Here is a 25,453-nt window from a genome sequence, read left to right as displayed (position 1 = left end):
CGCGAATGCAGGCGGTTCCCGTCCGCTCACAAGCTCGCGAAATCCAGACGCACCCTGCCCCGGGCCATCGAAGCCCATGCTAGGGTTGCGAGCTGCGACAATCCAACGCAAATTGCAGATCTTGCGACTTTAGTCTAAGCGCGCCCGTTTCTGCCATCGCCTCAAGTCTTTGGCTCTGGGCTGTTATGCACATCTCCCGAGGAGACCCTGCTCTGTGAAGAACATCAGCGCCACGCTCGCGATCGTCTGGCGAATCGCCATCCCTTATTTCCGATCGGAGGACAAATGGGCCGGCCGCGGCCTGCTCGCCGCCGTGGTCGCGATGGAGCTGGCACTGGTCGCGATCGACGTGCTCGTCAACCAGTGGCAGAACCGGTTCTACAGCGCGCTCCAGACCAGCGACTGGGACACCTTCGTCAGGGAGATCTGGATCTTCGTCGCGCTCGCGTTCACCTATATCGCGCTGGCTGTCTACAAGCTTTACCTGAACCAGTGGCTCCAGATTCGCTGGCGGCAATGGCTCACCCGGCATTATCTTGGCGAATGGCTTCAGAGCGCCACGCACTACCGCATGCAGCTCAAGGGCGATGCGGCCGATAACCCGGACCAGCGCATCACCGAGGACGTCAAGAGTTTCGTCGAGCAGACCCTGACCATCGGGCTCGGCCTGCTCTCGTCGATCGTGACGCTGTTCTCATTCGTCATCATCCTTTGGGGCCTATCCAACGCCGCGCCGCTACGCCTGTTCGGCACCGATCTCATGATCCCCGGCTATCTGTGCTGGGGCGCGCTGATCTACGCGATCTTCGGCACCGCGCTGACGCACTGGATCGGTGCGCCGCTGGTCAACCTCAATTTCGAGCAGCAGCGCTACGAGGCCGACTTCCGCTTCAATCTCGTCCGCGTCCGCGAGAATTCCGAGCAGATCGCGCTGCTCAGGGGTGAAGGCGCCGAACGGGCCCGCCTGCTCGATCGCTTCGGCTTCGTAATCGCCAACTGGTACGCCATCATGAGCCGGACCAAACGCCTCACCGCGTTCACGGCCAGCTATCAGCAGGCCGCAGTGATCTTTCCGTACGTGCTGGTGGCGCCGGCCTTCTTCGCCAAGAAGATTCAGCTCGGCGACATGATGCAGACCGCATCCGCCTTCTCCAGCGTACAGGGCGCGCTGTCGTTCTTCGTCACGGCTTACCGGTCACTGGCGGAGTGGCGCTCGATCGTTGCGCGCCTCGATGGCTTCGAGATGTCCGTCGATTCAGCCGCGAACCTGCCGGCACATGAGCCTGCCATTACGCTGGAGGTCGCCGGCGGCGGCCGCCATATCGACCTCGAGCAGCTCTGCGTGAACCTGCCCAACGGCACGCCGCTGGTTGCCGCCAAGGCCTTCACCATCGAGACGTCGGAGCGCGTGTTGGTGACCGGACCTTCGGGCTCCGGCAAGTCCACGCTGTTCCGGGCCATCGCCGGCATTTGGCCGTTCGGTACCGGCACGGTTGTCATCCCCGAGAAGGCAAAGCTGATGATGCTGCCGCAGCGGCCCTATTTTCCGGTCGGCATGTTGCGCGATGCCGTTGTCTATCCGGCATCGCCCGGCGCGTTTGACGCCGCGCAAGTCCGCGACGCTCTGATCGCCGTCGGGTTGCCCGACCTTGCCGAGCGGCTGGAGGAGGACGGCCACTGGAACCGGATGCTGTCGCTCGGCGAGCAGCAGCGCCTGGGGCTTGCGCGCGCGCTGTTGCATGTACCGGACTATCTGTTCCTGGACGAGGCCACGGCGTCGCTGGACGAACCCTCCGAGGCCCGGCTTTACCGCCTGCTGACGGAGAAGCTGCCGCAGGCCACCATCGTCTCGATCGGCCACCGCTCGACGCTCGACGCCTTCCACACGCGCAAGGTCGCGCTGGTGAAGGACGGTGCGATCCACGTCCTCGGCGGCGAACGGGCGGCAGCGGAGCCGAGCGCGGCGCGTTAACGCGCGAGCGGCCTGTTACCGCCGCTTTCTGCGTCGCCATGGCCGGGCTTGTCCCGGCCATCCATGAGCTCATTGCGCGACAGTGCCGAAGACGTGGACGGCGCGGGTCAAGCCCGGGTATGGCGCTTGTGGAGAGACCCGAGCCCAAAAGCAAAGGGCGGCAGATCGCTCTGCCGCCCTTGCCGAATGACTTGGTGAAGTCGTCTCCGGAAGAAACTTACTTCAGATTGGTCATCGCCGTCAGGTCGACAGAGAGCTTGGCGACGCCAGCAGCGCTACACCAGTTGGAGCCGAAAGCCGTGGCTGCGTTCGCACCACCGTTGATCGGGGTGACGAAGCCGGGGCTCGAGTTGGTGGCGGAGAAGTCACTGGTGAAGGCGTTGCAGTCACCCTTCGACAGATCGGTGTCATAGTAGCGCAGATCGAGCGTGAGCACCTTGTAGGTGAAGCCGACACCGACGTTCCAGGTGTTGTAGCTCGGCTCCTTGATGCCGTTCGCGTAGACCGGATCGCCTGCGATGCCATAGAAGATGTCGGATGTGCCGAGCCACTGGCGGCCGAACTCACCCGACACATACATGCCGACGCCACTGGCGCCGAAGGTCGTGCTCGGCGCAGTCCACTTGGCCGTGACCGAGGCGTAGTTGCCCCAGGCGCCGAGGTTCAGGAAGTTCGGCGAATAGTACTCGTTGAAGCCGACCGTCCACTGGTCGTTGATGGCGACGTTCAGCTTGGCATAGGCTTCGAAGAAGCTTGCGTCCTTCTTGGCAAAGTTGCCGTTGATCGGAAGGCCGATCGCGCCCTGGGAATTATCCAGGTCGGTACCGCAATTGCCCTGCGCGAGGGTGCCCTGCGAGCCGAAGCAGCTTCCGCCCGGATAGAGGTAGCCCCAGACACCGAAATCGAAGGCGAACATGCCGAAAGTCGGGCGGATACCGCCGTAGATGTCGACTTCTGCCGCGGCGCGGTTCGGGAACGAGATGCTCGCGGCGGCCGTACCGATATAGAGCTGGAGGTCCTTGTTGACGTTGTAGCGCGGCTCGAAATAGGCCGTCACCGACGGGTTGTGGTTCGACTGGGTAATACCGCGGAAGATGTAATCGCTCATGATGCCGGCGCCGAAAGCGACATCCCACGGATCGAAGGCCGGGGGCGGCGGGGCCTTCAGCGCCTTCACTCGCAAGTCTGCCGCGAAAGCCGAGCCCGTGACCATTGCCAGCGCCGTTGCCAACAAAACCGCTTTTTTCATTTCGATCCCCATCACCAATTCTTAGACCCCAGTCGGATCCCGGAAGCCCCCCGGGGTGCTCGACCTGATTGCAAATTACATCACTGCGACAATCTGGATCGGCGGATAGGAACCGTGAAGCAAAAAGCGCGGGCATCTGCCGACTTTTTAGGCGTTTTGACCATTTCACGAAAGGTTGTTCGCCTGTGTGGCTTCCCGATCACATTTTTCTCATTCCAAAGTGCACAGGAGGCCCGTGTAAGTCCGGGGGTCTTCGGCTGGGGTGACGCCCAGGCCACGAATCAGACAGGCGCGGCAAAGCTGAGACTGAATCAGCTTGCGACGATGCAAAAAGGCCGCAGCGCCCGGCGCCGCGGCCTTCCTGATTGCAGATCGCTTCAAGAGCCAGGGAGCGGCCGGGCTTACCCCTGTCCCTCGGCCGGCGCGGGTTCCGCAGAAGACGAAGGCATCGCCCAGCTTGTCTCGGAGGCAGGCTCGGGAGCCGGAGCTTCCACCGGTGCCGACGGTTTCGGAGCAGGAGCTGCCTTCGCCTTCTTCGGTGCCGCTTTCTTCGCGGCCTTCTTGGGTGCGGCCTTCTTGGCCGACTTCGCCGCAGCCTTCTTGGCGGCTTTCTTCGGGGCTGCCTTCCTGGCAGACTTCTTCGCAGCTTTCTTTGCAGTCTTCTTGGCAGACTTCTTTGCGGACTTCTTGGCCGACTTCCTTGCGGTCTTCCTCGCTGCTACGGCCTTCTTCGCTTTCTTGGCCTTCTTGCTTTTCTTCTTCTTCGCTTTCGCCATCGTGGTCCTCCTGTTGCCGCCGAACAATGGTCGATCGGGCGTCGTTCTGCCGTCACCTTCGGACGAAAGCTCGAGCCCCTGAAAGCTCAAGCTTGTGCATTCGATGTCGGCCGCGACCCGCCCGTAGCCCAATCGAGAAGCTCAATCGTGTGTACGACCGGAACTGACGTGCCACTGGCAATCTGCACCATGCAGCCGATATTGCCCGCGGCAATCATGTCCGGCTTGACGCTTGCGATGTTGGCGACCTTGCGGTCGCGCAACCGGCCCGCAAGCTCGGGCTGGAGAATGTTGTAGGTCCCCGCCGAGCCGCAACACAAATGGCTCTCGGGCACATCTTTCACCACGAATCCATTCTTGGAAAGCAATTCTTTCGGAAGGCCCGTGATTTTCTGCCCGTGCTGCAACGAACACGCGGAGTGATAGGCGACGACGATGTCGTCCTGTCTCGCAGTTGTCGCGAGTTCGAGGCCGGCGACGTATTCGGTGATGTCCTTGGCGAGCGCCGACACCTTCGCCGCATCGGCCGCGAACGCGGAGTCCTCGCGCAGGAGATAGCCATAGTCCTTGATGACCGTGCCGCAGCCGGAGGTCGTCACCAGGATGGCGTCGAGCCTCTCGCCGGCCGCTTCCTTGCGCCACGCCGCGACGTTGGCGCGAGCTCGCGCCAGCGCATCCCGGTCGTTGCCAAGGTGATGGGTCAGCGCACCGCAGCACTGCTCGTCCCGGACCAGGACCACCTCGATGCCGTGGCGGGTGAGGAGGCTGATGGCGGCCTGGTTGATGCGCGGCGCCAGCACCTGCTGGGCGCAGCCCTGGAGGAGCGCCACACGCCCGCGCTTCTTGCCGAGCGCCGCGAATACGCTGCCCGCGGCGGGCCCGGCCGGCGGCAATTGGTTCGGTGCCAGCGCCAGCATCGCCTTGATGCGCTGGACCAATCCGGGCGTCGCCGAAGGCCGGGGCGTCGGCAACAGGACGCTCAGCGGACGCGCCAGCCGCGCCAGCCACATGCTGATGCGGAAGCGCTGCGGGTCCGGCAGGACGAAGGCCAGCACCTGGCGCAGCAGCCGCTCGGCCAGCGGCCGCTGATAACGCTGCTCGATCCGAACCCGGGCCTGGTCGACGAGGTGCATGTAGTTCACGCCCGAGGGGCAGGTCGTCATGCAGGCAAGGCACGACAGGCAGCGGTCGATATGCTTGACCACCTCGGCCGTCGGCGCCTGGTCCTTCTCCAGCATCTCCTTGATCAGGTAGATGCGGCCGCGCGGGCTATCGAGCTCGTCGCCGAGCAGCACATAGGTCGGACAGGTTGCGGTGCAGAAGCCGCAATGGACGCAGGCACGCAGGATCTTGTCGGCTTCCGCGATATCGGGGTCGGCGAGTTGCGCGAGCGAGAATTCGGTCTTCATGACGCAGCTCCCCGCGTCAGCCGTCCCCGGTTGAGAATGGCCTTCGGATCGAAGCTGGCACGCACCCGCTCGCTGAGCGCGGCGATCCCGGGCGCCTGCGGCTGGAACACGTCGATCGCGCGCCTGACATCCTCGGCCGCCCGGATCAGCGTGGCGTGCCCACCGACCGCGTTCGTGCGCTCGCGCACGGCCGGGGCATGCGCGTCCGGCTTCGGTGGCACTGCCGCCCAGATCAGCCCGCCGCCCCAGTCGTAGATCACATCGCCCCCCGTCTCGCGTGCCAATTGGGTGCCGAGTGCCGCGCCCGAGGCCGGCGGACAGACGATCCGCCACACCGGCCAGGCGCCGAGCGCGCCGCTTGCCGCAAACGGCAGCACATCGCGGATCGCGGCCCATAGCGCCGCAGATGCCCCATCCTCGACCAGCGTCGCGGTTCCGAACGACGCCAGCAATTCGCGTAGCGATCCGGCGCGGTGCGCGGCGGAGGCGGTGATGCCCTCGACCCGCAGCGCGGTCAGCGCCTCCCCCTGGCCTGCGACGTCGCCAATCCCTTCGGTCCTGGCCCGGAATGCCGATTGCGGCAGATGCGCGGCTCCGGACACGTCGAAGGGCGAGCCCAGCGCCGCGGTCATGGCCTTGTTGGCGGCGGCATCTTCGAGCCCGTGCAGCAGCAGCGTCCGCTCGGCTTCCGGCTTCGGCATTACCTTGAGCGTGACCTCCGTCATCACCGACAGCGTGCCCCAGGAACCGGCGAGCAGCTTGCAGAGGTCGTAGCCGGTGACGTTCTTCACCACCTTGCCGCCGGTCTTGAAGCTGTCGCCAAAGCCCGAGACGGCGTGCGCCCCCAACAGATGATCACGCGCTCCGCCTGCCCGGATGCGCCGCGGACCGGCGAGCCCGGCCGCGATCATCCCGCCGATCGTCCCGAGCGCGGGGGTGCCCAGCAGCGGGGCGGTGTTCATCGGCTCGAAGGCGAATTGCTGGTTCTTGGCATCGATCAGCGACAGCACGTCGGCGAGCGGCGCCCCGGCCTGGAGCGTGACGATCAGCTCGTTGGGCTCGTAGGAGGTTACGGCATTCAGCGCGGAGACGTCGAGCACGGCGTTGGTCGCCATGGCGTGGCCGATGCTGCGCTTGGAGCCATGGCCGATGATCTCGAGCGGCTGCTCATTGGCAATCGCCGCGCGCACCACCTCTTCAACGTCTTTGGCGTCTCTGACCTTGAGCGTATCCACGGGCAAAGGCGGTAGCGAAATTCGCCGCCAAAATCAAATGCAGGGTGACGCCGGCGACCATTGCCGCCGCGATCGGGATCCACCACGGGCCCAGCCGCGATTCAATCTCCATCGAAGCATTCACGACACCGACACTTCGATCACCGGCGAACCAAAGCCGCCAGGCTATCGCTACAAGTCTGCACCGATCGCGCTCGAGGCCAACCGATGGAGACAGACATCATGAATCACTATGCCACGCAGAAATCCCTCAGCGAGGCCGTCGACGGCGGCGGCCTGCTCGTCGTCGCGCAATGGGAGGCAAGGCCGGACGAGGCCGACAAGGTCGCCGCGATCCTCGACCGCTTCCTGCCGGAGGCGCAGCGCGAGGACGGCGTCAAGCTGTTCCTGATCTCGCGCGCCAAGGACAATCCGGCCCAGTTCCTGTTCTACGAACTGTTCCGCGACGAGGCGGCATTCAAGGCGCACCAGGAGAGCGCCCATTTCAAGACCTGGATCGCCGGCGAAGCGCTGCCGCTGCTGGCAAAACGCGAACGGGCTCAATACGGGCTGCTGTGAGGGTCGCTTTCTTCCTTCTCCCCTTCACAAGGGGAGAGGGTGCAACGTCAGCACGGCCGTCAGAACCGCGGGATGTCCGGAAACGCCACCTTGCCCGCATGCACATGCATGCGGCCGAGCTCGGCGCAGCGGTGCAGGGTCGGAAACACCTTTCCGGGATTGAGCAGGCCCTGCGCATCGAAGGCGCATTTCAGCCGCTGCTGCTGGTTGAGGTCGATCTCGGAAAACATCTCCGGCATCAGGTCGCGCTTCTCGATGCCGACGCCGTGCTCGCCGGTGAGCACGCCGCCGAACTCGACGCAGGCGCGCAGGATGTCGGCGCCGAAGGCTTCGGCGCGCTCGATCTCGCCGGGCTTGTTGGCATCGTAGAGGATCAGCGGATGCAGGTTGCCGTCGCCGGCGTGGAACACGTTGGCGCAGCCGAGCTGGTATTTTTCCGAGAGCTCGCGGATGCGCGCCAGCGCCTTCGGCAGCGCGCCGCGCGGGATGGTGCCGTCCATGCAGAGATAGTCCGGCGAGATGCGGCCGACGGCAGGAAACGCGGCCTTGCGGCCGGCCCAGAACAGGTTGCGCTCGGCCTCCGAGGTCGAGATCTGGCACGTGGTCGAGCCGCAGGCATTGGCGATCGTCTCGACGCGCGTGATCAGCTCGTCGACCTCGATTTTTGGACCGTCGAGCTCGATGATGAGAAGCGCCTCGACGTCGAGCGGATAGCCGGCATGGACGAAGGCCTCGGCGGCGTGGATCGCCGGCTTGTCCATCATCTCCATGCCGCCCGGAATGATGCCGGCACCGATGATGCGCGCGACGCATTCGCCGGCCGCCTCGACCTCTGCAAAGCCGACCATCAGCGCGCGCGCCGTCTCCGGCTTCTGCAGGATGCGCACCGTGATCTCGGTGATGACACCGAGCAGGCCTTCCGACCCGGTGATGACGCCCATCAGATCGTAGCCCGCGTTCTCCGCAGACTTGCCGCCGATGCGCAATATTTCGCCGCTCATCAGCACGATCTCGCAACCGAGCACGTTGTTGGTGGTCATGCCGTATTTCAGGCAATGAACGCCGCCGGAATTCTCGGCGACATTGCCGCCGATCGAGCAGGCGATCTGCGAGGACGGATCGGGCGCGTAATAGAAGCCGGCATGCGCGACCGCCTGGCTGATCGCAAGGTTGGTGACGCCGGGCTCGGTGACGACGACGCGGTTGTCGAAATCGATCTCGCGAATGCGCTTGAACTTGCCGAGCCCCAGCAGCACGCCGTCTTCGAGCGGCAGCGCGCCGCCGGACAGCGAAGTGCCGGAGCCGCGCGGCACCACCTTGATGCCTTGCGCAGCACAATATTTCAGGACGAGCGAGACCTGCTCGGTCGTATCGGGCAGCACCACGACCATCGGCGGCTGGCGGTAGGCGGTCAGCCCGTCGGATTCATACGCCCGCATCTCGGCTGCGCTGTCGATCACGCCCTCACCGGGGACGATTGCGCGCAACGCAGCAATGATGTCCGCGCGGCGCGCGAGCACCGCCTGGTCGCTCGCAGGCATCATGATGGTCATGACATATCCTTCCGGCTCATAGCCCACGATCAAATTTATCGCGGCAAATCAATCACGTCCGCGCCTGTTTGGGTAGGCCATCCGAAAGTCGGATCGATGATGTTCCGCGAGTTCGCTCTGGGACAAGTAGGAAATCGTGAAACCTGTCATGGTTTGATGGCTTGTCCAAGCCGAGCAGGCCTGCCAAAAGCGGCGGGCCGGCGATTGTCGATCAGGCAAGAGACTGACCAGACCCACCAGGGAAGAGACGAAGAGCACCCGATGACAAAACTGACTTTTGGCGCACTGACGATCCTCACCGTGATTGCCACCGCACCCGCCGCGATGGCGCAGGATGTCGCGGCCGGCAAGACGTCGTTCAACAAATGCCTGGCCTGCCACGCGATCGGCGAAGGCGCCAAGAACAAGGTCGGCCCCGAACTCAACGGCCTCAACGGCCGCAAGTCGGGAACCGCGCCGGACTACAATTATTCGGACGCGAACAAGAATTCCGGCATCACCTGGGATGAGGCCACGTTCAAGGAATATATCAAGGACCCCAAGGCCAAGATTCCCGGCACCAAGATGGCGTTCGCCGGCATCAAGAACGAGACCGAGATCAACAATCTCTGGGCGTTCCTCGCCCAATACGACAAGGACGGGAAAATCAAGCAGTAGGCGCGCAAAAGGCGGCCGCCAGAGCTGACGCGTTTTCTTCACGCGAACTGATATCCACTTAGCTCGAGAGCGCCTTAGTCGGCGGCCGCCTGCGCCGGGACGATCCTGCCGATCATCGTCTCGATCTCCGCCTTCACGAGATCCGGCACGGCGTTCTGCACCATGTGGCCGAGGTCGGGCAGCACGATCAGCTTCGCATTGGGCACCGCTGCGGCGAACGGGCGCGCGTGGATGCTGGTTTTCACCGTCTTGTCGGGCTCACCGGCGACGATCGTGACCGGCGCCCTTATCTCGCCATAGCGCGCGACTTGCGCGGCGACCGACTCTTTCAGAGTCACCAGATCATAGGCATTGGCGATGAACTCGCGTGGACGCAGCAATAGCGGCGTCGCGGAGTCCTTGACGAAGCCATCCGGCATGGTTTGCGGCAGGAAGACGTTGCGTGCGCCGGATTCAGCGAGGACATAGCCCAGCGGCAGCGTGATCGTGTAGGCGAGCAGCGGGCCGATCACGGGCGTTGCGATGATCTCGTTGTAGCGGCCGACACCGCCGCGCCAGGGATGAGTGACGGGCGCGAGCATGATGAGACCGGCAACGCGCTGCGGATGATCGAGCGCGATCCGCGCGCCGAGGGCGCCGCTCCAGGAATGCACCACGAAAACCGCGCGATCGATCCCGAGCCTATGAAGCGCCTCATCGATCATCCGCGCCTGGATTTGCGGCGTCGAATCTTGCCGCCGCCCGCGCGTGCTCCAGCCATGGCCGGGACGATCGATCAGAATCACGCGGCGGTCCCCGGCGAGGATGTCGCCGAGCGGCCGCCGCATCGCTTCAAGATTGGAGCTCGCGCCGTGCAGCATCACGATCGGAAGACCCGAATCGCGGGGACCGATATCGACGACGTGAAGCCTCGCGCCGTCGACCTCGACCATCCGGCCCTGAGGCGGAAAGGCGCGTTGCACGGCGACGATTCCCGCCTGCGTGACCAGTGCCAGCAGGACCAGCGCCGTCACGACTGACATCACGATCATGGAGAAATTCCGAGTGATCCTGGGCACAGGGCAGCTACGGGTCTGATCGCACGGCAGTTTCGCCGCCGGCTTTCCGCGCTTCCACTGAAAATCCCGGGGCTGTGGATATGTGCATAATTGCGGAACGAGAAAACTCAATAATATCAACGATATTCCAGGAGAGCACGCAAGCCCCGGACCAGCTTCATGCAGCCGTCATCGCCGCTTCCATATAATCGCCATGGTCGGTTCCGCCATCTAGGCGCGGGTAGGTGCCGATCCTCCTCGCAGCCTCGGGCGATGCGGGAAAGACCGGCAGGATTTGTCCTGGTTTGACCGGAGAATTTTCAATGAGCTTCAGATCGAACGACACTGCAATCGACGAAATTGTCGCGAGCTGCAATGGTGACTTGCGCGGTGCCGTGCGGGCTCTGCTCCTGATCAACGAGCATCTCGAGACCGAGCTCGCAAAGGCTTACGCCGCAGCCGCCGCCCGCGGCCTCGTCGAGCGCGGCAGCAGCGTCCTGCATTGAGCGCAGGCTAGTCCGTACCGTCTTCCTCTTTCTCCTCCTCGGGCGTGACCGGGGGACAGACGCGGATCGTCGAACGGGCAAGCCTGGCATCGGCCCTGGACTTGTAGGGACCGTCGCCGAACCAGATATCGCCGATGATCACGGGATTGCTGGTCACGATATTGCATTTTCCAGTGGCGCGGTTGCCGACCACCCAGAACAATCCGTCGGCAAAGCTCACCGCCCCCGACGCGAGCAGCAATATGGCTGCGACTCCCAAACGCTTCATGGCTGTGCTCCCTGCCCTGCAGGTAGGCCTGCAGCAGGTCCCGCAATAGCCCTCGCGACGGCCCGCTTCGGATCGTGGTTAATCCGGACACGCCGCGACCGCTCGGCAGTTGATCAACTTGTCCCGATTGTCTTGAGCACGATCTTCTTCGGAAAACCGCTGCACCCCCTCTACGGATCGTGCCCTAGATGTCGCGACCTTCGACCTTCTCGGTCAGTGCCTTGACCTGATCGGGGATCTTTTCGAGGTGTGGATTGACGGCGAGCGCCTTGCGGTAAGCGTCCAGCGCGCGCTTCTCGTCGCCGACCTCCTGCATGATCATGCCGAGGCCGGCGAGCGCGCCGAAATGGCGCGGCTCCCGGACCAGCACTTGCTGGATATCCGCGAGAGAGCGGCCATAGTCGTTCTGCATGTAATAGAGCGTCGCCCGCCGATTCCAGGCCTCGATGTAATCGGGCCTGAGCTTGATGACCGAATCCAGCAGCTTGATCGCGACATCGATCTTCTTCGCATCGACCGCGGTCTTGGCGCGTGACATCAGAAGCGCGGCGGTGTCGCTCGGGGTCTGGAGCCAGATCGCCCAGATCCTCGCCTCGACATGCTTGGCGCTGGCCTCGTCGGGAGCGGCCTTCAGCGCGCCGAACAGGAAATCGAGATTCTTGCCGCGATCGACCTTGGGCAGCTTGGCCGGCGCTTCGGGTAGCTTCTTCTGCTTGCCGGGCGGCTCAACCTGCTGCGCCACGGCTGGAGCCAGACCGGCGGCTGCAAGCGCAAGGGCCAGGCATAGGGTGCGGGCGAAAGGGAATCTCACTGCCATGGTGAAAGTCTAAACGCGCAAAGCCGCCCTTGCAAAGCAAAGGCGGCGTCAAACTCGTGTGAGCCGTGGTCTTGCGGGGCGCGCGAAGGCGTCCGGCCGGGCGAGATCAGCCCTGCCGCGCCTTGAAACGGCGCTGCACCTTGTTGATCACATAAACCCGGCCCTTGCGGCGGACCAGGCGGTTGGCGCGATGGCGACCGCGCAGCGATTTCAGCGAGTTACGGACCTTCATGGCAGAATCCTGAACGTTCGAAAGGCCGTGTTCGGCACTACCGTTTCGGCACGCGCGAATGTGGCAAAATGAGATTTTTCCCGCTGGCGGACCGACCGCCCGGGACGGGGCGGTTCTTAAGGCATGGCGGGAGGTGATGTCAATGTTCACTGCCCCGGTTCGGGCCACCAAATTCGCGAAAACAACCCCATGCACAGTAGAAGCGGCCGGATCGGCCCGATCTACCCGACCGACAAGCTCCCGCAATGTCTTGCCAAATTCGTTATATCATATAATCAATTTGGCAACCGGTCGGGAGGAAACCAATGCCGAAGCTGAAGCTGCCGAACATTGACGATGTCGTCGCCATCGACATCCACACTCATGCCGAGGAGCCCTGCGGCTGCCACCCAGACGATGGCTATGATGATTTCCAGGCGCAGATGGCCGAGTACTTCAAGTCGCCGAACAAGCATCCACCGACCGTGCCGGAGACCGCGGCCTATTACCGCTCCAAGAACATCGCCGCGGTGATCTTCCCTGTCGATGCCGAGCGCGAGACGGGCTTCCGCCGCTACAACAATTACGAGATGCTGGAGGTCGCCTCCGAGCATCTCGACGTCCTCATCCCCTTCGTCTCGATCGACCCGCACAAGGGCAAGCTCGGCGCCCGCGAGGCGCGCAAGCTGATCGAGGAATACGGCGTGCGCGGCTTCAAATTCCACCCGACCATGCAGGGCTTCTACGCCAACGACCGCATGGCCTATCCGCTCTACGAAGAGATCAACAATGGCGGCGCGATCGCGCTGTTCCACACCGGCCAGACCGGCGTCGGCTCCGGCATGCCCGGCGGCATGGGCATGCGGCTGAAATATTCCAACCCGATGTACATGGACGACGTCGCGGCCGATTTCCCCGACCTCAAGATCATCCTCGCCCATCCCTCCTTCCCCTGGCAGGAGGAGGCGCTGTCGGTCGCGACCCACAAGCCGAACGTCTATATCGACCTCTCGGGCTGGTCGCCGAAATACTTTCCGCCGATCCTGGTGCGCTACATCAACTCGATTCTGCAGGACAAGATGCTGTTCGGCTCGGACTGGCCGGTGATCACGCCGGACCGCTGGCTGTCCGACTTCGCCAAGATCGAGATCCGCGACGAGATCCGGCCGAAGGTCTTGAAGGCGAACGCGCGCAGGCTGTTGGGGATCTAAGGCGGAGTGGGCTTAAGTTGAATCAAGCGGCCGCGGGCTCAGTGCACCTCCCCCGCTTGCGGGGGAGGTCGCGCCGAAGGCGCGGAGGAGGGTTCTTTCCTCCAGGGGATCGTCCCGCCGTGGTGACACCCTCCCCCGCAAGCGCAGGGCTATCGCATATGAGATGTCGCTATGGGCACCGGCTGTCTCCACAGCGTCGTGGCCGGGCTTGTCCCGGCCATCCACGCCTTTCCACGCGGCACAAGAACGTGGATGCCCGGGACAAGCCCGGGCATGACGACCTCTGCAAAATTCAAATGCGATAGCCCTGCCCGCAAGCGGGGGAGGGAGCATACCTCCATTGTTGCGGCGTTCGATCATGCGATCGAAGCGCGCAAGATGTCAGACCTGCGCAAGGCCTCCATCGACGAAGACCTCACCGCCGGTCATGAAGCTGCTGTCCGAGGACGCCAGGAATGCGGCCACGGCCCCGGTCTCGCTCGGGTCGCCCACGCGCCCGATGGGGGTCGAGCTGCCGAGCGCGTCAAATGCTTCCTCGCCCACGATCTCGAGCGCCAGCTCCGTCTTGGTCGGCCCCGGCGACAGCACATTGACGCGGATGCCGGTGCCGCGCAGGTCCAGCGCCCAGCTGCGCGCAAGGTTGCGGATCGCCGCCTTGGTCGCACTGTAGATGCTGAATTGCGGCGTGCCCATCACGCCCGTGCTCGAACCGGTCAGGATGATCGACGATCCCTTTCGCATCAGCGGCAGGGCCTTCTGCACCGTGAACACCAGCCCCTTCACATTGACGTCGAAGATGTGATCGTAGTGCTCGGGCGTGATCTCGCCGAGCGGCGCAAACAGTCCGGTCCCGGCATTGGCGAACAGGATGTCGAGCCCGCCACGTTCGGCTTTGACTGTCGCGTATAGCCGGTCGAGGTCGGACAGATCCGTGACCGAGCCTCTTACGGCGCGCGCCGAGGACCCCAGCTGCGCGAGGGCGGCGTCGAGCGGCTCCTGCCGCCGCCCGAAGATATAGACGAACGCGCCCTCATCAACGAACCGCTTGGCGGCTCCGAGCCCGATGCCGGTTCCGCCGCCTGTCACCACCGCCGTCTTGCCTTGTAGTCTGCTCATGATGTGCTCCTTCACTAGGGTTGCACTGAGCTGGCGGCGTACCCACCTATCGACAAGTATGCACCTTTTGGTAAGTACCCAAAAAATGTCGTCAGATCGTTCAGACCTCCTCTCCCCGCCGGCGCAGGCTCAAGCAGACGTCCAGCGTTGCACTCCGAATCTGCCCGGCTTCACTTGCGGCTTGGATGCGACCTTGCGGGTCATCTCGGGCAAATGGAAACCGCTGATCCTGTATTTCCTCGCCCAGGACGGACCGACCCGCTACGGCGAGCTCCGGCGAGCCGTGCGCGACGTCAGCGACAAGGTGCTGATCCAACAGCTCAAGGAGCTGGAGGCCGACGGTCTGATCAAGCGGACCGACTACAAGGAGGTGCCGCCGCGTGTGGACTACAGCCTCACGCCCCTGGGCCGCAGTCTGGCCCAGGCCCTCGTACCGCTGTGCTCCTGGGGCACGGAGCATATGGCGGAGGTCAGCCGGGTCTTCGCCGAGCGGGCGAGCTGGAACACCAAGGCACGGTAAACTGATCGGCCGGACCTTGGATCGATATCGCAGCGCCGGGTATAGTCCCCTGCGCGCGCAACGATCCCGGAGGACGGCCAATTGAGCATGAAAGCCGTCGTATTCGACGCCTACGGAACGCTGTACGACATCCAATCGGTCGCCGACATCACCGAGGATGCGTTTCCGGGCTATGGCGAGATCATCACGCAGGTCTGGCGCATCAAGCAGCTCGAATACACCTGGCTGCGCTCGCTGATGCGGCGCTACCAGGATTTTGCCGCCGTCACCCGCGACTCGCTCGCCTACACGCTCCGAATGCTGGGCCTCGCTTACGAGAACGACGTGTTCGAGCGTGTGATCGAGAAATACCTGCAGCTCGATCTCTATCCGGACGCGACAGCAGCGCTCACGGCGCTGAAGCCGCGCAAGCTCGCCATCCTTTCCAACGGCAGCCCGGACATGCTCAATGCGCTCGTGCGCAATTCGGGCCTCGATGCCCTGCTCGATGCCACCATCAGCGTCGACGCGAAGAAGATCTTCAAGCCGAGCCCGGACGCCTATGAGCTGATCGGCGAGGTCCTTGGCACCGCGCCGAACGAGGTTCTGTTCGTCTCCTCCAATCCCTGGGACGTGGCTGGTGCGAAATCCTTCGGATTGAACGTTGCCTGGATCGAACGCGTCACGCCCGAAGCCATGGCGCTGGCTTGCGTCGAAAACGAACTCGTGGCACCGCTCACCATGTTCAAGGCGATCCGTACCCAGATGGACGAGCTTGGCTTTGCGCCGGACTACCGCGTCCGCTCGCTCTCCGAGCTACCGACAATCGCTTAGGGTCGCCGCCCGCCCGTGAGATTGGAATGAGCTGCCCGGAATGAGCCTGGAATCCGTTCGCGCCTTCTTCGCCGAAAAAGCCCCCGATATCTCCGTCATCGAATCCCCAATCAGCTCCGCGACCGTGGCGCTGGCGGCCGAGGCCTATGGTGTCGAGCCGGGACGGATCGCCAAGACGCTGTCGTTGCGGATCGGCGAGCGCGTGATCCTGATCGTCGCCGCCGGCACTTCACGCATGGACAACAAGAAGGTGAAGGCGCAGTTCGGCGGCAAGCCGAAGATGCTGGGTCTGGAGGAAGTCGCCGAGATCACCGGGCACGAGGTTGGCGGCGTCTGTCCCTTCGGTCTGAAATCGCCGCTGCCGATCTATTGCGACGTCTCGCTGAAGGCGTTCGACGTGGTGGTGCCAGCGGCGGGCTCGACCCACAGCGCCGTGCGCATCACGCCCGAGCGGATGGCCGAGCTGACTGCGGCTGAATGGGTCGACGTCTGCGAACACCGACCCTAGGGCGAGCTAAAGCGCGATCGGACGAAGCTTGATTGCTACAACGACGGAGGTGCACTCCTCTCCCCTTGCGGGAGAGGTGAACGGCCCGCGGCGATCGATTCAACCTGAAGCCATTCCGCTCTAGTCGTCGTCATCGTAGGGCCCCGGTGCTGGTGCCGCAGCGGGTGGCGGCGCTGTGTTGTAGCGCGGCGGGGGCGCGACGCGGTTGCGCGGCACCGGCTGAGGCGATTGCACCTGATTGTTGGACAGGAACACGGCACGGCAACCGCCGGAGAGCTGCGCCGTGTTTTGCTGCAGGCACGCCACGATGCGGTTCACATCCGGAATCTGGTCGCTGCACAGCCGCCAAACATCCGGCGTGCAGGCCATCTGCTGTTCCATCGTGCCGCGATATTCCTGCGCGGACGCAGCGTTCTGTGCCAGGACGCCGACTGCAAGCGCCACACCTAGCGCGATCCGCTCTGTTCGCATGTTCATATCCTTCCAGGCTCATTCAAAAGCTCCTCAATCAATGAGGCGCAGGAAGGTTCTGCTTCAACAAAAAAACGTGAAAAAGGTGCTTGGAACCCGCTTCCGCGCAGCGGATCGCGGAGCGATGACGCCGCCCGCATCAGCCGCTGTTCGAGCCAAGCCGCGGCGCGGACGATTGGCCGTAGGCTGCCATCAACGCGCGTCTGCAGGCTCGAACATCGAGAAACTGATATCGCGCCGGCCAAGCCGCGCCGCGGACTTCAAATCCAGCTGCGTCTCAAGCCATCCGGATTTTCGCTTTTGTCCACATGCGGCGGCAACGCATCGAGCGCCGGCGTCACTGTCCGTTGTAGTGCCGCAACACAGCCGGACCAAATCGGTCCCTTGCGCCTATGACCATAGACCGTTTCGCATATCGCCAAGAACGGAAGCGACGCCCCCGCTAGCAATCAATTGCTGCAATGAGGGAATTGTCGATGCCGACCGCAATACCAGCCCGTGCACGAGAGGCCATGGTCACGATGCTGCGCAACAGGCTGCTTGTCACGACGGTGCTGACGCCGCTCATGCTCGCTCCGCCGATCGCCCTGATGCCTGCTCCGGCTCTCGCCGCCTGCACCGTGGCCGGCACCGGCACGATCGGCGCGCTCAATTCAGGCGACGTGGCGACCTGCACCGGCGTCGGCAACACCGATCACATCAACGCCACTGGCGGCAGCAACGTCACGGTCAACGTCGGCGACGGGACTACGACCTCGCTCACGCCGGGGGCCGGAATTCCGGCAATCACGTTCGACGGCACCAGCGCTTCGCATGCAACCGTCAACAATCAAGCGACGGTCTCGACCTACAGCGGAACCGTTCTGCTCTCCAACGGATCGAACAGCAACACTGTGACGATCGCGGCCGGCGGGATCGCGGAGGGTACGGGCAACGCCGAGGCGGCGATCGTCATCGACAATTCGAACAACAATCTCATCAACATCCGCGGGACGGCGGTCGGCACCGGAGCGAACACGACGGGGCTCCGAATAATCGGGACGTCGAATGCCAATGTCGTCACCGTCTATGAGGGCGGATCGATCGGCGGTGGCCATACCGGCTTGCAGTTCCTTGCCGGCGGCAACACTCTCATCAATGCCGGCACGATTTCCGGCGGCCTCTTGATCGCCATCCAGGGCTCTTCCGGCGCCGACACCATCCTCAATTCCGGAACCATCTCGGGCGGCGGCAGCGGGGCGATCGACCTGTCCGGCGGCGATGATTCGCTCACCCTCGCCCCAGGCTCGACGATCACCGGGACGGTACGCGGCGGGACCGGCACCGACACGCTGAATTTCGGCGGCAGCGGCAGCGCCTCGTTCGACCTCAGCAATATCGGCGCGGCTCTCCAATATGACGGATTCGAGCAGGTGACGAAAACCGGCTCCTCGGTCTGGACGCTGACCGGCACCACCGCCTTCAGCGGCACGACTACGGTGGACGCCGGCGGCCTCCTCGTGAACGGCACGCTGCCGTCCGTGGTCGCCGTCAACGGCGGCTATCTCGGCGGCACCGGCACGGTGGGTGGGCTCATCGTCAGCAGTGGCGGCGCGGTCGCACCCGGCAATTCGATCGGCACGCTCAACGTCAATGGCAACGTCGCCTTCAACGCCGGATCGACCTTCCAGGTCGAGATCAATGCCGCCGGCCAGTCCGACAGGATCGCAGCAACCGGGACCGCCACGCTCAATGGCGGCACCGTGCAGATCGTGCCGCTCGGCGCCGGCTTCATCGCCAACACCCAGTATACGATCCTGACCGCGACGGGCGGCGTCAGCGGCAGTTTCGCCAGCCTCACGAGCTCGGGCAGCCCGCTGGTTTCGGGCCAGCTCAGCTACGACGTCAACAACGTCTATTTCATCCTTCAGCAGATTGGTGGCTTCGGCACGCTGTCGGGCCTGTCGCCGAACCAGGCCGTGGTGGCCGGCGCGCTGGACCAGGCACAGCTCGGCGGCGCATCGGGGACGCTGACCACGGCGATCAACACGCTCGCCGCACTCAATGAGTCCGGCATCAAGGCCGGCCTCGATGATCTTGCCGGTCAAGTTCACGCCGATGGACGCCGCTTCGTCGCCGATCAGGCCGACATGTTCCAGACCTTCATGTGGAATGCTGGCACGCAGTCGCGCGGCGAAACCCTGCGCATGTCGGCCACCGCCTACGCCCCGGAGCCGGCGGATCCGATCGGCAAGGCTCTCGCTGGCCGGCGCCCCACGCCGGCGCTGAGCGTCTGGTTCGGCGGCTACGGCAATTGGGACAAGGTGGCGGCGAGCGGCATTGCCTTCGGAACGAACACGACCGTTGCCGGCGCAGCGCTCGGCGCCGATCTCTGGCACATGCCTGGCTTCGCGGCAGGCGTTGCGATCGGCGCATCGACCGGCCAGCTGCGGATGGCCGGCCGTGCCGACCGGATCGACGCCAATGCCGGCCATGTGGGCTTCTATGCGCGCGGCGAGAGGGGCGGCTTCAATCTCGCATCCGCCATCAGCTATTCCTTCGCGGCGCTCGAATCCTCTCGCTCGATCGCGTTCCTCGGCGAAACTGCGACCGCCTCCTCACGGGCGAACACCTTTGCCGCCTCGCTCGGCATCGCACGCCCCTTTGCGACCGGATGGGGGTTCACGGCGGAGCCGTTCGCCAAGGCCGACTGGTACTCGACACGGCAAGGCAGTCTATCCGAAGCGGGGGCGCCGGGCGTAAACCAGCTGGTGCAGGCCGGCAGCTTCGACGTTGCCTATGGCACGGCAGGCCTGCGCACCCATCACCAAGTGATGATGCCGAACGGCCAGACGGCACAATTCGGCGCGACCCTCGCCGTCCGCCACGAATTTACCGGCAGCGCGGCGTCCACCACGGCGGCCCTGGAGGGGGCCCCCGGCATTCCCTTCGCGATCACCGGCGTCGAACGCGCGCGCACGGTCGCGCTCACCGGCGCGGAGATCCGGTGGGATCTCACGACTGCGACCTCGTTCAAGGCGTCCTACGAGGGCGCGTTTGCGCCGGGATATGACCGGCACACGGTGCGAGGCGTGCTGCGCACCGGATTCTAGGACTACTCCACCTTGCCGATCTTCTGAACTGCCGCGATCAGACGCGCGCTGCCGGCCGCGATGAACTGCGTCAGGGACTGCGCATCCTGATATTGCGTCCGGTCATGAACATTCGTTTCGCTCCAGCCTGGCGCTGCGATGGGCAAGAAGCGAGATGTTTACGAAGCGCTAACCATATACGGGGGACCCGGGAACGCCTCCCGGGGACCGGCTGTTGCCCTCCCGAGGGAGTGAGCGATGCGAAATGTTGGAACCATCGACCTCGCGTTGGACGAGATGCTGGTGAATCTCGCCGCGATCGTCCTGCGGCTTTCAAAGCCCGAGCTGACGCGAACACCGGAAGCGCGGCGCGCGCTGGCGCAATCCGTCCATCAATATGCGGTGTGCGCGAAGCGTTCGAACGACCCTCGCGTTCACGAATTGAAGTCGCAGCTGGAAGAAACGCTGAAGCCGAGCTTGCGCATCGTCGCGATCGACGGCGTGGAGGTATCGTAGTTCAGCACCGTCGTTGCGAGGAGCTCTTGCGACGAAGCAATCCAGAATCCCTCCACGGAACGACTCTGGATTGCTTCGCTGCGCTCGCAATGACGAGGTCGTTGAAAGTGCTCGTTCTACGACGCCTTCGCCTTTCCGCGCGTCCGCCGCTTGCAGGTGCCCGGCAGCTTTGCCGCCAGGAAATCGCCGAGCGCCTCGACGCGCGCGGGACGCGGGCCGCCGGGCGGCGTCACCAGGTGCACGGCGCCTTCGGCCTGCGTCCAGTCCTTCAGGATGACTTCGACCTCGCCGGAGGAAATGGCTTCGCCGACGATGAATTCAGGCAGCTCGGCGATGCCGAGGCCGGCGATCAGTGCCGGCATCACGGCTTCGCCGTTGTTGACGCGAAGCTGCCCTCCCGGGCGTACGCTGGCCTGCTCGCCGGCCGAATTGGTGTAGTGCCAGACGTTCGGCGTCGAGAGATAGGCGTAGCTGAAGCACTTGTGCTGGGCGAGATGCATCGGATGCGTCGGCCTGCCGTGGCGTTTCAGATATGACGGCGCAGCGACGGTGTAGCGCGGCATGGTGAAGAGCCGCCGCGCGATCAGCGATGAGTCCGGCAGCCGCGCGATCCGCACCGCCATGTCGAAGCCCTCGCCGATCAGATCGATGGTCGCATCGCTCAAGTGCAGATCGACCGAGACTTCCGGATAGGCTTCGAAGAACTCCGGCAGCAGCGGCGCCACGGCCTTGATGCCGAACGTCATGGGGACGGCGAGCCGCACCAGCCCGCGCGGCGCGACCGATTGCGCCAGCGCCTCGTTCTCTGCGGCTTCGCCATCGACGAGCAGGCGCGTCGCGCGCTCCGCCAGCTTATGCCCGGCATCGGTCAGCGCGAGCCGGCGCGAGGTGCGGTTGAACAGCCGCGCGCCGAGCCGCTCCTCCAGCCGGGTCACCGCCTTCGACACCGTCGCCTTGGACATCGCCAGCTCGCTCGCAGCCCCCGCAAACGATCGTAATTCCACGACTTTCGCGAAAATCGCGAGGGCCTCGAAATCGGGAAGTTTTGCCATGCGGCTGATCCAATCGGGATATTTAGCGAAACAATGTGTTTCAACAGTTTCTATTTCTATACCACAGACGGAGGCTTATCCAAGGGTCATCAGAAATTCGGGACTGGAGAGACCCAATGACCAAGAAGCTTTCAGGGAAGGTTGCCCTCGTCACCGGCGGCTCGCGCGGCATCGGCGCGGCCTCTGCCCGCGCTCTCGCCGATGAAGGCGCGGATGTCGCCATCAGCTACGTCGCTTCGCCCGAGAAGGCCGAGGCCGTCGTCGCTGAATTGAAGGCGAAGGGCGTCAGGGCGCGCGCCTTCAAGGCGGACCAGGCTTCCGCGAAGGACGTGACGCAGCTCGTCAACGATGTCGCCAAGGAGTTCGGCCATCTCGATATCCTCGTCAACAACGCCGGCGTTGCCGCCGGCGGCGCGATCGACGATCCCAAAGCCGACCCAGACGCGTTTGCCCGCCAGGATGCCATCAACGTGCACGGCGTGATCGCGGCGATCCGGGCCGCTTCGCAATTGATGGACGAGGGCGGCCGCATCGTCACCGTCGGCTCGATGCTGGCCGACCGCGCCTCGTTCCCGGGCCTTGCCGACTACGTCGCGACCAAGGCGGCCGTGGTCGGTTACACCAAGGGCGCGGCGCGCGACCTCGGACCGCGCGGCATCACCGTCAACGTGGTGCAGCCCGGCTCGATCGACACCGACATGAATCCGAAGGACGGCGGCGAGTTCGCCGAGACCCAGCGCAAGCAGCACGCGCTCCAGCGCTTCGGCCGTCCCGAGGAAGTCGCAGCCGGAATCCTCTTCCTCGCAAGCCCGGAGGCCTCCTTCGTCACCGGCACGGTGCTCAATGTCGACGGCGGGTTCGGCGCCTGATCAAGGCGCAACCTGCTCAAGTAAAGGAAATTATGCAGATGATCGAACTCAGACCTTTCGCAAAGCTCGGCGGCGCCGACCATGGCTGGCTCAAGGCCAAGCATCATTTCTCCTTCGCGAGCCACTATGACCCGAACAACATGGGCCATGGCGCCTTGCGGGTGTGGAATGACGACGAGATCGCACCGAACACCGGCTTTCCCGCCCATCCCCACGCCAACATGGAAATCATCACCTATGTGCGCGAGGGTGCAATCACCCATCAGGACAGCCTCGGCAACGAGGGCCGGACTGAAGCGGGCGACGTGCAGGTGATGAGCGCCGGCAGCGGCATCCGCCACTCCGAATACAATCTCGAGCCGACCAGGACGCGGATCTTCCAGATCTGGATCGAGCCGACCGCGCGGGGCGGCCAGCCGACCTGGGGCTCAAAACCGTTCCCGAAGGCGGACCGCTCCGGCAAGCTCGTCACCATCGCGAGCGGCTTCGAGGACGATGCGGACGCACTGCCGATCCGCGCCGATGCGCGGGTGCTCGCCACCACGCTGAAGGCCGGCGAGAGCGCCGAGTACGAGCCGCAGCAGTCGCGGCACCTCTACCTCGTGCCCGCGGCGGGTTCCGTCGAGATCAACGGCGTCCGCGTCAACGCCCGCGACGGCGCCGCGATCCGCGACGAGGCCAAGCTGAAGATCACGGCGCTCGAAGACTCCGAGCTCGTGCTCGTCGACGCGGCGTAACTATCTCCTCGTCATGGCCGGGCCTGTCCCGGCCATCTCCGCAAATCCGCCATCGAACAGAGCGTGGATGCCCGGGACAAGCCCCGGGCATCACGTCCCCAATAACCAGCCGTCACCCCCACCCATCACCCCCACCCAACGGAGACCACCATGACCAAAGTTCTCGTCCTCTATTACTCCGCCTATGGCCATATCGAAGCCATGGCCAATGCCGTCGCCGAAGGCGCGCGCGAAGCCGGCGCCACCGTCGACATCAAGCGCGTGCCGGAACTGGTGCCGACCGAGGTCGCGAAGGCCTCGCACTACAAGCTCGACCAGGCCGCGCCGGTCGCTAGAATCGAGGATCTCGCGAATTACGACGCGATCATCGTCGGCACCGGCACCCGCTTCGGCCGAATGGCCTCGCAGATGGCGAACTTCCTCGACCAGGCCGGCGGGCTCTGGGCCAAGGGCGCGCTGCACGGCAAGGTCGGCGGCGCCTTCACCTCCACCGCGACCCAGCACGGCGGCCAGGAGACCACGCTATTCTCGATCATCACCAACCTGCTGCATTTCGGCATGGTGGTGGTCGGCATGAACTACGGCTTCGCCGGCCAGATGAAGCTCGACGAGGTCACGGGCGGGGCGCCCTATGGTGCCACCACCATCACCGGCGGCGACGGCAGCCGCCAGCCCAGCGCCAACGAGCTCGCCGGCGCACGCTATCAGGGCCGCCAGATCGCGGAGACCGCCAAGAAGCTGCACGACTGAGCTGCACGACTGAGCTGCACGGTTCGGCTTTGCATGGCTGGTACGACCTGGGCGGCATTCTCATGCGGGAATGCCGCCCCATCTGCAGCTCGAGCGCGATGAGATCAGGACGAATCGTCTTTGCGCTTTGGCTCTATTGCTGGAGCAAGATCCGTTCGGAACGCCGCTGCTCAGCTTTCCGGATCATGCTTCGGGATCTTCGACGAAGAACGATACGAATGGCCTTCGAACTCTTGTTGATCGCGCAGATGATCCGCAAGCCCGCACAGGCACTCGCGCGTCGCTGGTATTGTCGCAGCCTATTCCGCGCCTCGCGCGGCCGGCTTCGCTGCGCCAGTTGCACGGGATCGTAGAGCCTGCTCGGCCGGCGCGAACGCTGCACCCTGCAGCACTTTTTATCGGATTCCCTTGCCCATCGCTCGCGCCGCGAGGGAGGCGAGTTTCGGATAGCGGCGCAGGCCCTGCGCGGCGTGGTCGCGCCAGGCATAGGGTAGGCCGCGCCAGGACAGCGCCACGCTGACATCGGTCAACGGCACCTTCTCGGCGCCGAAGCGCCGCTTGTAATCCTGGTTGCCGATACTGAGATCGAAGCGGCGGATGCCTTGCGCATGCAGCGTGGCCATGGTGCGCTCGGTGACGAGCAGACCCGGCGAACAGCTCGACCATGCGTCGCTGGCGTGACTGATGCGCAGCAGGAGATAGGTCGCGCCATGCTTGACGCCGAGCGCGGTGGCAACGACACCCTCGTCGCACACCAGCGCCGAGACAATGGCGTAACCTTCCGCGACGCCCTGGCGAACGACCTCGCGATAGAATCGCGCATGGGTCTCGTCGTTGAGGACGAACGGCGAGCCGAGCTTTTGCATGCGCGCCTGCTGCTGCACATCCGTTACGTCCAGCAGTTCATGCGCGCGCCCGACGTCCGCGGCGATCTCGAAGCGCGCGCCGGCATGGCGGCTGAAGACGCGCCAGCAGCGCGGCATCTGTAGGCGCTTGATCGAGGCCTGGTAGTCGCGATAGTCATCGCCCATCAGCACGAGATTGCCGTTGAGCGAGGAGGATCCGATCCGCCCGAGCGACACCAGCGGATTGGGCTTGCCTCCGACCTGCGCCGGCATCTTCCTCAGGCGGAGCAGATCGAAACGATCGGGCAACGCGCGCAAAGCGTCGATCAGCGCCTCGTTGATCGCATCCGTCGCTTCTGCATCCAACGTAGCATCGAGCGCCAGGATCGGCGCATTGTTGTCGGAGACCCCGAGGTCTGCGAACTCGACGATGCGGATGCCACGCCTGATATGGCTGATCATCGGCACGATCGCGATGTCCTTGCCAGTGGCGACATCGAAGATCACGGCGATCAGCGGGGAGACGTCGTGAAACGCCTCGTACCAGGCGTCGAGCCAGTAGACATGCTGGAACGCGGTGCGGTGCCCGGTGCTCAGGCGTGAGGACACGTGCCGCCAGTCACGCGCGAAATCGATTGCGATTCCCGACGTGCTGGACACCTGGCCGTCTAGTTGCTCGACGCTGAGAAACGTCATTCCGCTGGACATACGACTACTGAATGTTTC

At 64.3% G+C, this 25,453-nt stretch carries 26 protein-coding genes; 13 read left to right on the top strand and 13 right to left on the bottom strand.

What is annotated here, in order from left to right:
• Positions 1–214 precede the first annotated feature (214 nt).
• Positions 215–1,972, top strand: coding sequence for an ABC transporter ATP-binding protein/permease (locus FJV43_RS22360; protein WP_239621055.1), 1,758 nt, complete (start codon positions 215–217; stop codon positions 1,970–1,972).
• 217 nt (positions 1,973–2,189) lie between these two features.
• Here FJV43_RS22360 and FJV43_RS22355 read toward each other — a convergent pair whose 3' ends face one another.
• From FJV43_RS22355 to FJV43_RS22340, 4 genes are all read right to left on the bottom strand, one after another.
• The gene (locus FJV43_RS22355) at positions 2,190–3,221 is read right to left on the bottom strand and encodes a TorF family putative porin (RefSeq protein WP_239621053.1); all 1,032 of its coding nucleotides are present in this window, start codon (positions 3,219–3,221) and stop codon (positions 2,190–2,192) included.
• A 401-nt stretch (positions 3,222–3,622) separates the two neighbouring features.
• Positions 3,623–3,997 carry a histone gene (locus tag FJV43_RS22350; protein WP_239621046.1) on the bottom strand — a complete coding sequence of 125 codons (375 nt, stop codon included), beginning with the start codon at positions 3,995–3,997 and terminating at the stop codon, positions 3,623–3,625.
• An 86-nt stretch (positions 3,998–4,083) separates the two neighbouring features.
• Positions 4,084–5,406 carry a glycolate oxidase subunit GlcF gene (gene glcF, locus FJV43_RS22345; RefSeq protein WP_239621045.1) on the bottom strand — a complete coding sequence of 441 codons (1,323 nt, stop codon included), beginning with the start codon at positions 5,404–5,406 and terminating at the stop codon, positions 4,084–4,086.
• A complete protein-coding gene (locus FJV43_RS22340) occupies positions 5,403–6,641 on the bottom strand; it encodes an FAD-binding protein (RefSeq protein ID WP_239621044.1) in 1,239 nt (412 codons plus the stop codon). Before FJV43_RS22340 ends, glcF begins: the two co-directional genes overlap by 4 nt.
• Positions 6,642–6,863: 222 nt before the next feature.
• On the opposite strand from FJV43_RS22340, the gene FJV43_RS22335 reads away from it, so the two are divergent.
• Entirely contained in the window at positions 6,864–7,199 is a 336-nt protein-coding gene (locus FJV43_RS22335) for a putative quinol monooxygenase (RefSeq protein WP_239621043.1), read from the top strand.
• A gap of 59 nt (positions 7,200–7,258) precedes the next feature.
• On the opposite strand, the gene FJV43_RS22330 is transcribed toward FJV43_RS22335, so the two are convergent.
• Positions 7,259–8,752, bottom strand: a complete 1,494-nt coding sequence (locus tag FJV43_RS22330) for an FAD-linked oxidase C-terminal domain-containing protein (RefSeq protein WP_239621041.1) — start codon at positions 8,750–8,752, stop codon at positions 7,259–7,261.
• 261 nt (positions 8,753–9,013) lie between these two features.
• Between FJV43_RS22330 and cycA the strand changes: the two genes are divergently transcribed.
• Complete coding sequence (cycA, locus tag FJV43_RS22325; RefSeq protein WP_028182288.1) at positions 9,014–9,409, top strand: cytochrome c-550 CycA; 396 nt, start codon at positions 9,014–9,016, stop codon at positions 9,407–9,409.
• A 74-nt stretch (positions 9,410–9,483) separates the two neighbouring features.
• Here the strand turns inward: cycA and FJV43_RS22320 are convergent, their stop codons facing one another.
• Positions 9,484–10,440 (bottom strand): alpha/beta hydrolase, encoded by a 957-nt coding sequence (locus FJV43_RS22320; protein ID WP_239621040.1) that lies wholly within the window; start codon positions 10,438–10,440, stop codon positions 9,484–9,486.
• Between the two features lie 329 nt (positions 10,441–10,769).
• Between FJV43_RS22320 and FJV43_RS22315 the strand changes: the two genes are divergently transcribed.
• Complete coding sequence (locus FJV43_RS22315; RefSeq protein WP_061879013.1) at positions 10,770–10,952, top strand: hypothetical protein; 183 nt, start codon at positions 10,770–10,772, stop codon at positions 10,950–10,952.
• Between the two features lie 7 nt (positions 10,953–10,959).
• Here FJV43_RS22315 and FJV43_RS22310 read toward each other — a convergent pair whose 3' ends face one another.
• The 3 genes from FJV43_RS22310 to ykgO form a co-directional block, all read right to left on the bottom strand.
• Positions 10,960–11,220: a hypothetical protein gene (locus FJV43_RS22310; protein ID WP_239621038.1), complete on the bottom strand. Its 261-nt coding sequence runs from the start codon at positions 11,218–11,220 to the stop codon at positions 10,960–10,962.
• A gap of 184 nt (positions 11,221–11,404) precedes the next feature.
• Positions 11,405–12,037, bottom strand: coding sequence for a tetratricopeptide repeat protein (locus FJV43_RS22305; RefSeq protein WP_239621036.1), 633 nt, complete (start codon positions 12,035–12,037; stop codon positions 11,405–11,407).
• A 106-nt stretch (positions 12,038–12,143) separates the two neighbouring features.
• On the bottom strand, positions 12,144–12,269 hold the full coding sequence (ykgO, locus tag FJV43_RS22300) for a type B 50S ribosomal protein L36 (RefSeq protein ID WP_006611362.1): 126 nt from the start codon (positions 12,267–12,269) through the stop codon (positions 12,144–12,146).
• 305 nt (positions 12,270–12,574) lie between these two features.
• Here ykgO and FJV43_RS22295 point away from each other — a divergent pair, with 305 nt between their 5' ends.
• A complete protein-coding gene (locus FJV43_RS22295) occupies positions 12,575–13,459 on the top strand; it encodes an amidohydrolase family protein (protein WP_239621034.1) in 885 nt (294 codons plus the stop codon).
• A 381-nt stretch (positions 13,460–13,840) separates the two neighbouring features.
• Here the strand turns inward: FJV43_RS22295 and FJV43_RS22290 are convergent, their stop codons facing one another.
• On the bottom strand, positions 13,841–14,575 hold the full coding sequence (locus FJV43_RS22290; protein ID WP_239621032.1) for an SDR family oxidoreductase: 735 nt from the start codon (positions 14,573–14,575) through the stop codon (positions 13,841–13,843).
• A 160-nt stretch (positions 14,576–14,735) separates the two neighbouring features.
• On the opposite strand from FJV43_RS22290, the gene FJV43_RS22285 reads away from it, so the two are divergent.
• The 3 genes from FJV43_RS22285 to FJV43_RS22275 all read left to right on the top strand — a co-directional run bounded on the left by FJV43_RS22285 (position 14,736) and on the right by FJV43_RS22275 (position 16,416).
• The gene (locus FJV43_RS22285) at positions 14,736–15,095 is read left to right on the top strand and encodes a helix-turn-helix domain-containing protein (RefSeq protein WP_239629550.1); all 360 of its coding nucleotides are present in this window, start codon (positions 14,736–14,738) and stop codon (positions 15,093–15,095) included.
• A gap of 81 nt (positions 15,096–15,176) precedes the next feature.
• Positions 15,177–15,908, top strand: coding sequence for a haloacid dehalogenase type II (locus FJV43_RS22280; RefSeq protein ID WP_239621030.1), 732 nt, complete (start codon positions 15,177–15,179; stop codon positions 15,906–15,908).
• Positions 15,909–15,948: 40 nt separating this feature from the next.
• Positions 15,949–16,416: a YbaK/EbsC family protein gene (locus tag FJV43_RS22275; protein ID WP_239621014.1), complete on the top strand. Its 468-nt coding sequence runs from the start codon at positions 15,949–15,951 to the stop codon at positions 16,414–16,416.
• A gap of 120 nt (positions 16,417–16,536) precedes the next feature.
• Here FJV43_RS22275 and FJV43_RS22270 read toward each other — a convergent pair whose 3' ends face one another.
• Positions 16,537–16,887, bottom strand: coding sequence for a hypothetical protein (locus FJV43_RS22270; protein ID WP_239621013.1), 351 nt, complete (start codon positions 16,885–16,887; stop codon positions 16,537–16,539).
• A 512-nt stretch (positions 16,888–17,399) separates the two neighbouring features.
• Between FJV43_RS22270 and FJV43_RS22265 the strand changes: the two genes are divergently transcribed.
• Together FJV43_RS22265 and FJV43_RS22260 are read left to right on the top strand one after the other, a co-directional pair.
• Positions 17,400–19,979: an autotransporter outer membrane beta-barrel domain-containing protein gene (locus tag FJV43_RS22265; protein WP_239621011.1), complete on the top strand. Its 2,580-nt coding sequence runs from the start codon at positions 17,400–17,402 to the stop codon at positions 19,977–19,979.
• A gap of 237 nt (positions 19,980–20,216) precedes the next feature.
• Positions 20,217–20,474, top strand: a complete 258-nt coding sequence (locus tag FJV43_RS22260) for a hypothetical protein (RefSeq protein ID WP_028180458.1) — start codon at positions 20,217–20,219, stop codon at positions 20,472–20,474.
• 116 nt (positions 20,475–20,590) lie between these two features.
• Here FJV43_RS22260 and FJV43_RS22255 read toward each other — a convergent pair whose 3' ends face one another.
• Complete coding sequence (locus tag FJV43_RS22255) at positions 20,591–21,526, bottom strand: LysR family transcriptional regulator (protein WP_028180459.1); 936 nt, start codon at positions 21,524–21,526, stop codon at positions 20,591–20,593.
• 116 nt (positions 21,527–21,642) lie between these two features.
• On the opposite strand from FJV43_RS22255, the gene FJV43_RS22250 reads away from it, so the two are divergent.
• The 3 genes from FJV43_RS22250 to wrbA all read left to right on the top strand — a co-directional run bounded on the left by FJV43_RS22250 (position 21,643) and on the right by wrbA (position 23,882).
• On the top strand, positions 21,643–22,395 hold the full coding sequence (locus FJV43_RS22250) for a 3-oxoacyl-ACP reductase family protein (RefSeq protein WP_239621009.1): 753 nt from the start codon (positions 21,643–21,645) through the stop codon (positions 22,393–22,395).
• A 38-nt stretch (positions 22,396–22,433) separates the two neighbouring features.
• Entirely contained in the window at positions 22,434–23,132 is a 699-nt protein-coding gene (locus tag FJV43_RS22245) for a pirin family protein (RefSeq protein WP_239621007.1), read from the top strand.
• Between the two features lie 150 nt (positions 23,133–23,282).
• Positions 23,283–23,882, top strand: a complete 600-nt coding sequence (wrbA, locus tag FJV43_RS22240) for an NAD(P)H:quinone oxidoreductase (protein ID WP_239621005.1) — start codon at positions 23,283–23,285, stop codon at positions 23,880–23,882.
• Positions 23,883–24,277: 395 nt separating this feature from the next.
• On the opposite strand, the gene FJV43_RS22235 is transcribed toward wrbA, so the two are convergent.
• Positions 24,278–25,423, bottom strand: coding sequence for a GNAT family N-acetyltransferase (locus tag FJV43_RS22235; protein ID WP_239621004.1), 1,146 nt, complete (start codon positions 25,421–25,423; stop codon positions 24,278–24,280).
• Positions 25,424–25,453 lie beyond the last annotated feature (30 nt).

It is taken from the genome of Bradyrhizobium sp. I71, assembly GCF_022354745.1.
Lineage (GTDB): Bacteria > Pseudomonadota > Alphaproteobacteria > Rhizobiales > Xanthobacteraceae > Bradyrhizobium > Bradyrhizobium liaoningense.
The sequence above is the reverse complement of the archived record's forward strand: the minus strand, read 5'-3'. Positions and strand labels throughout refer to the sequence as shown.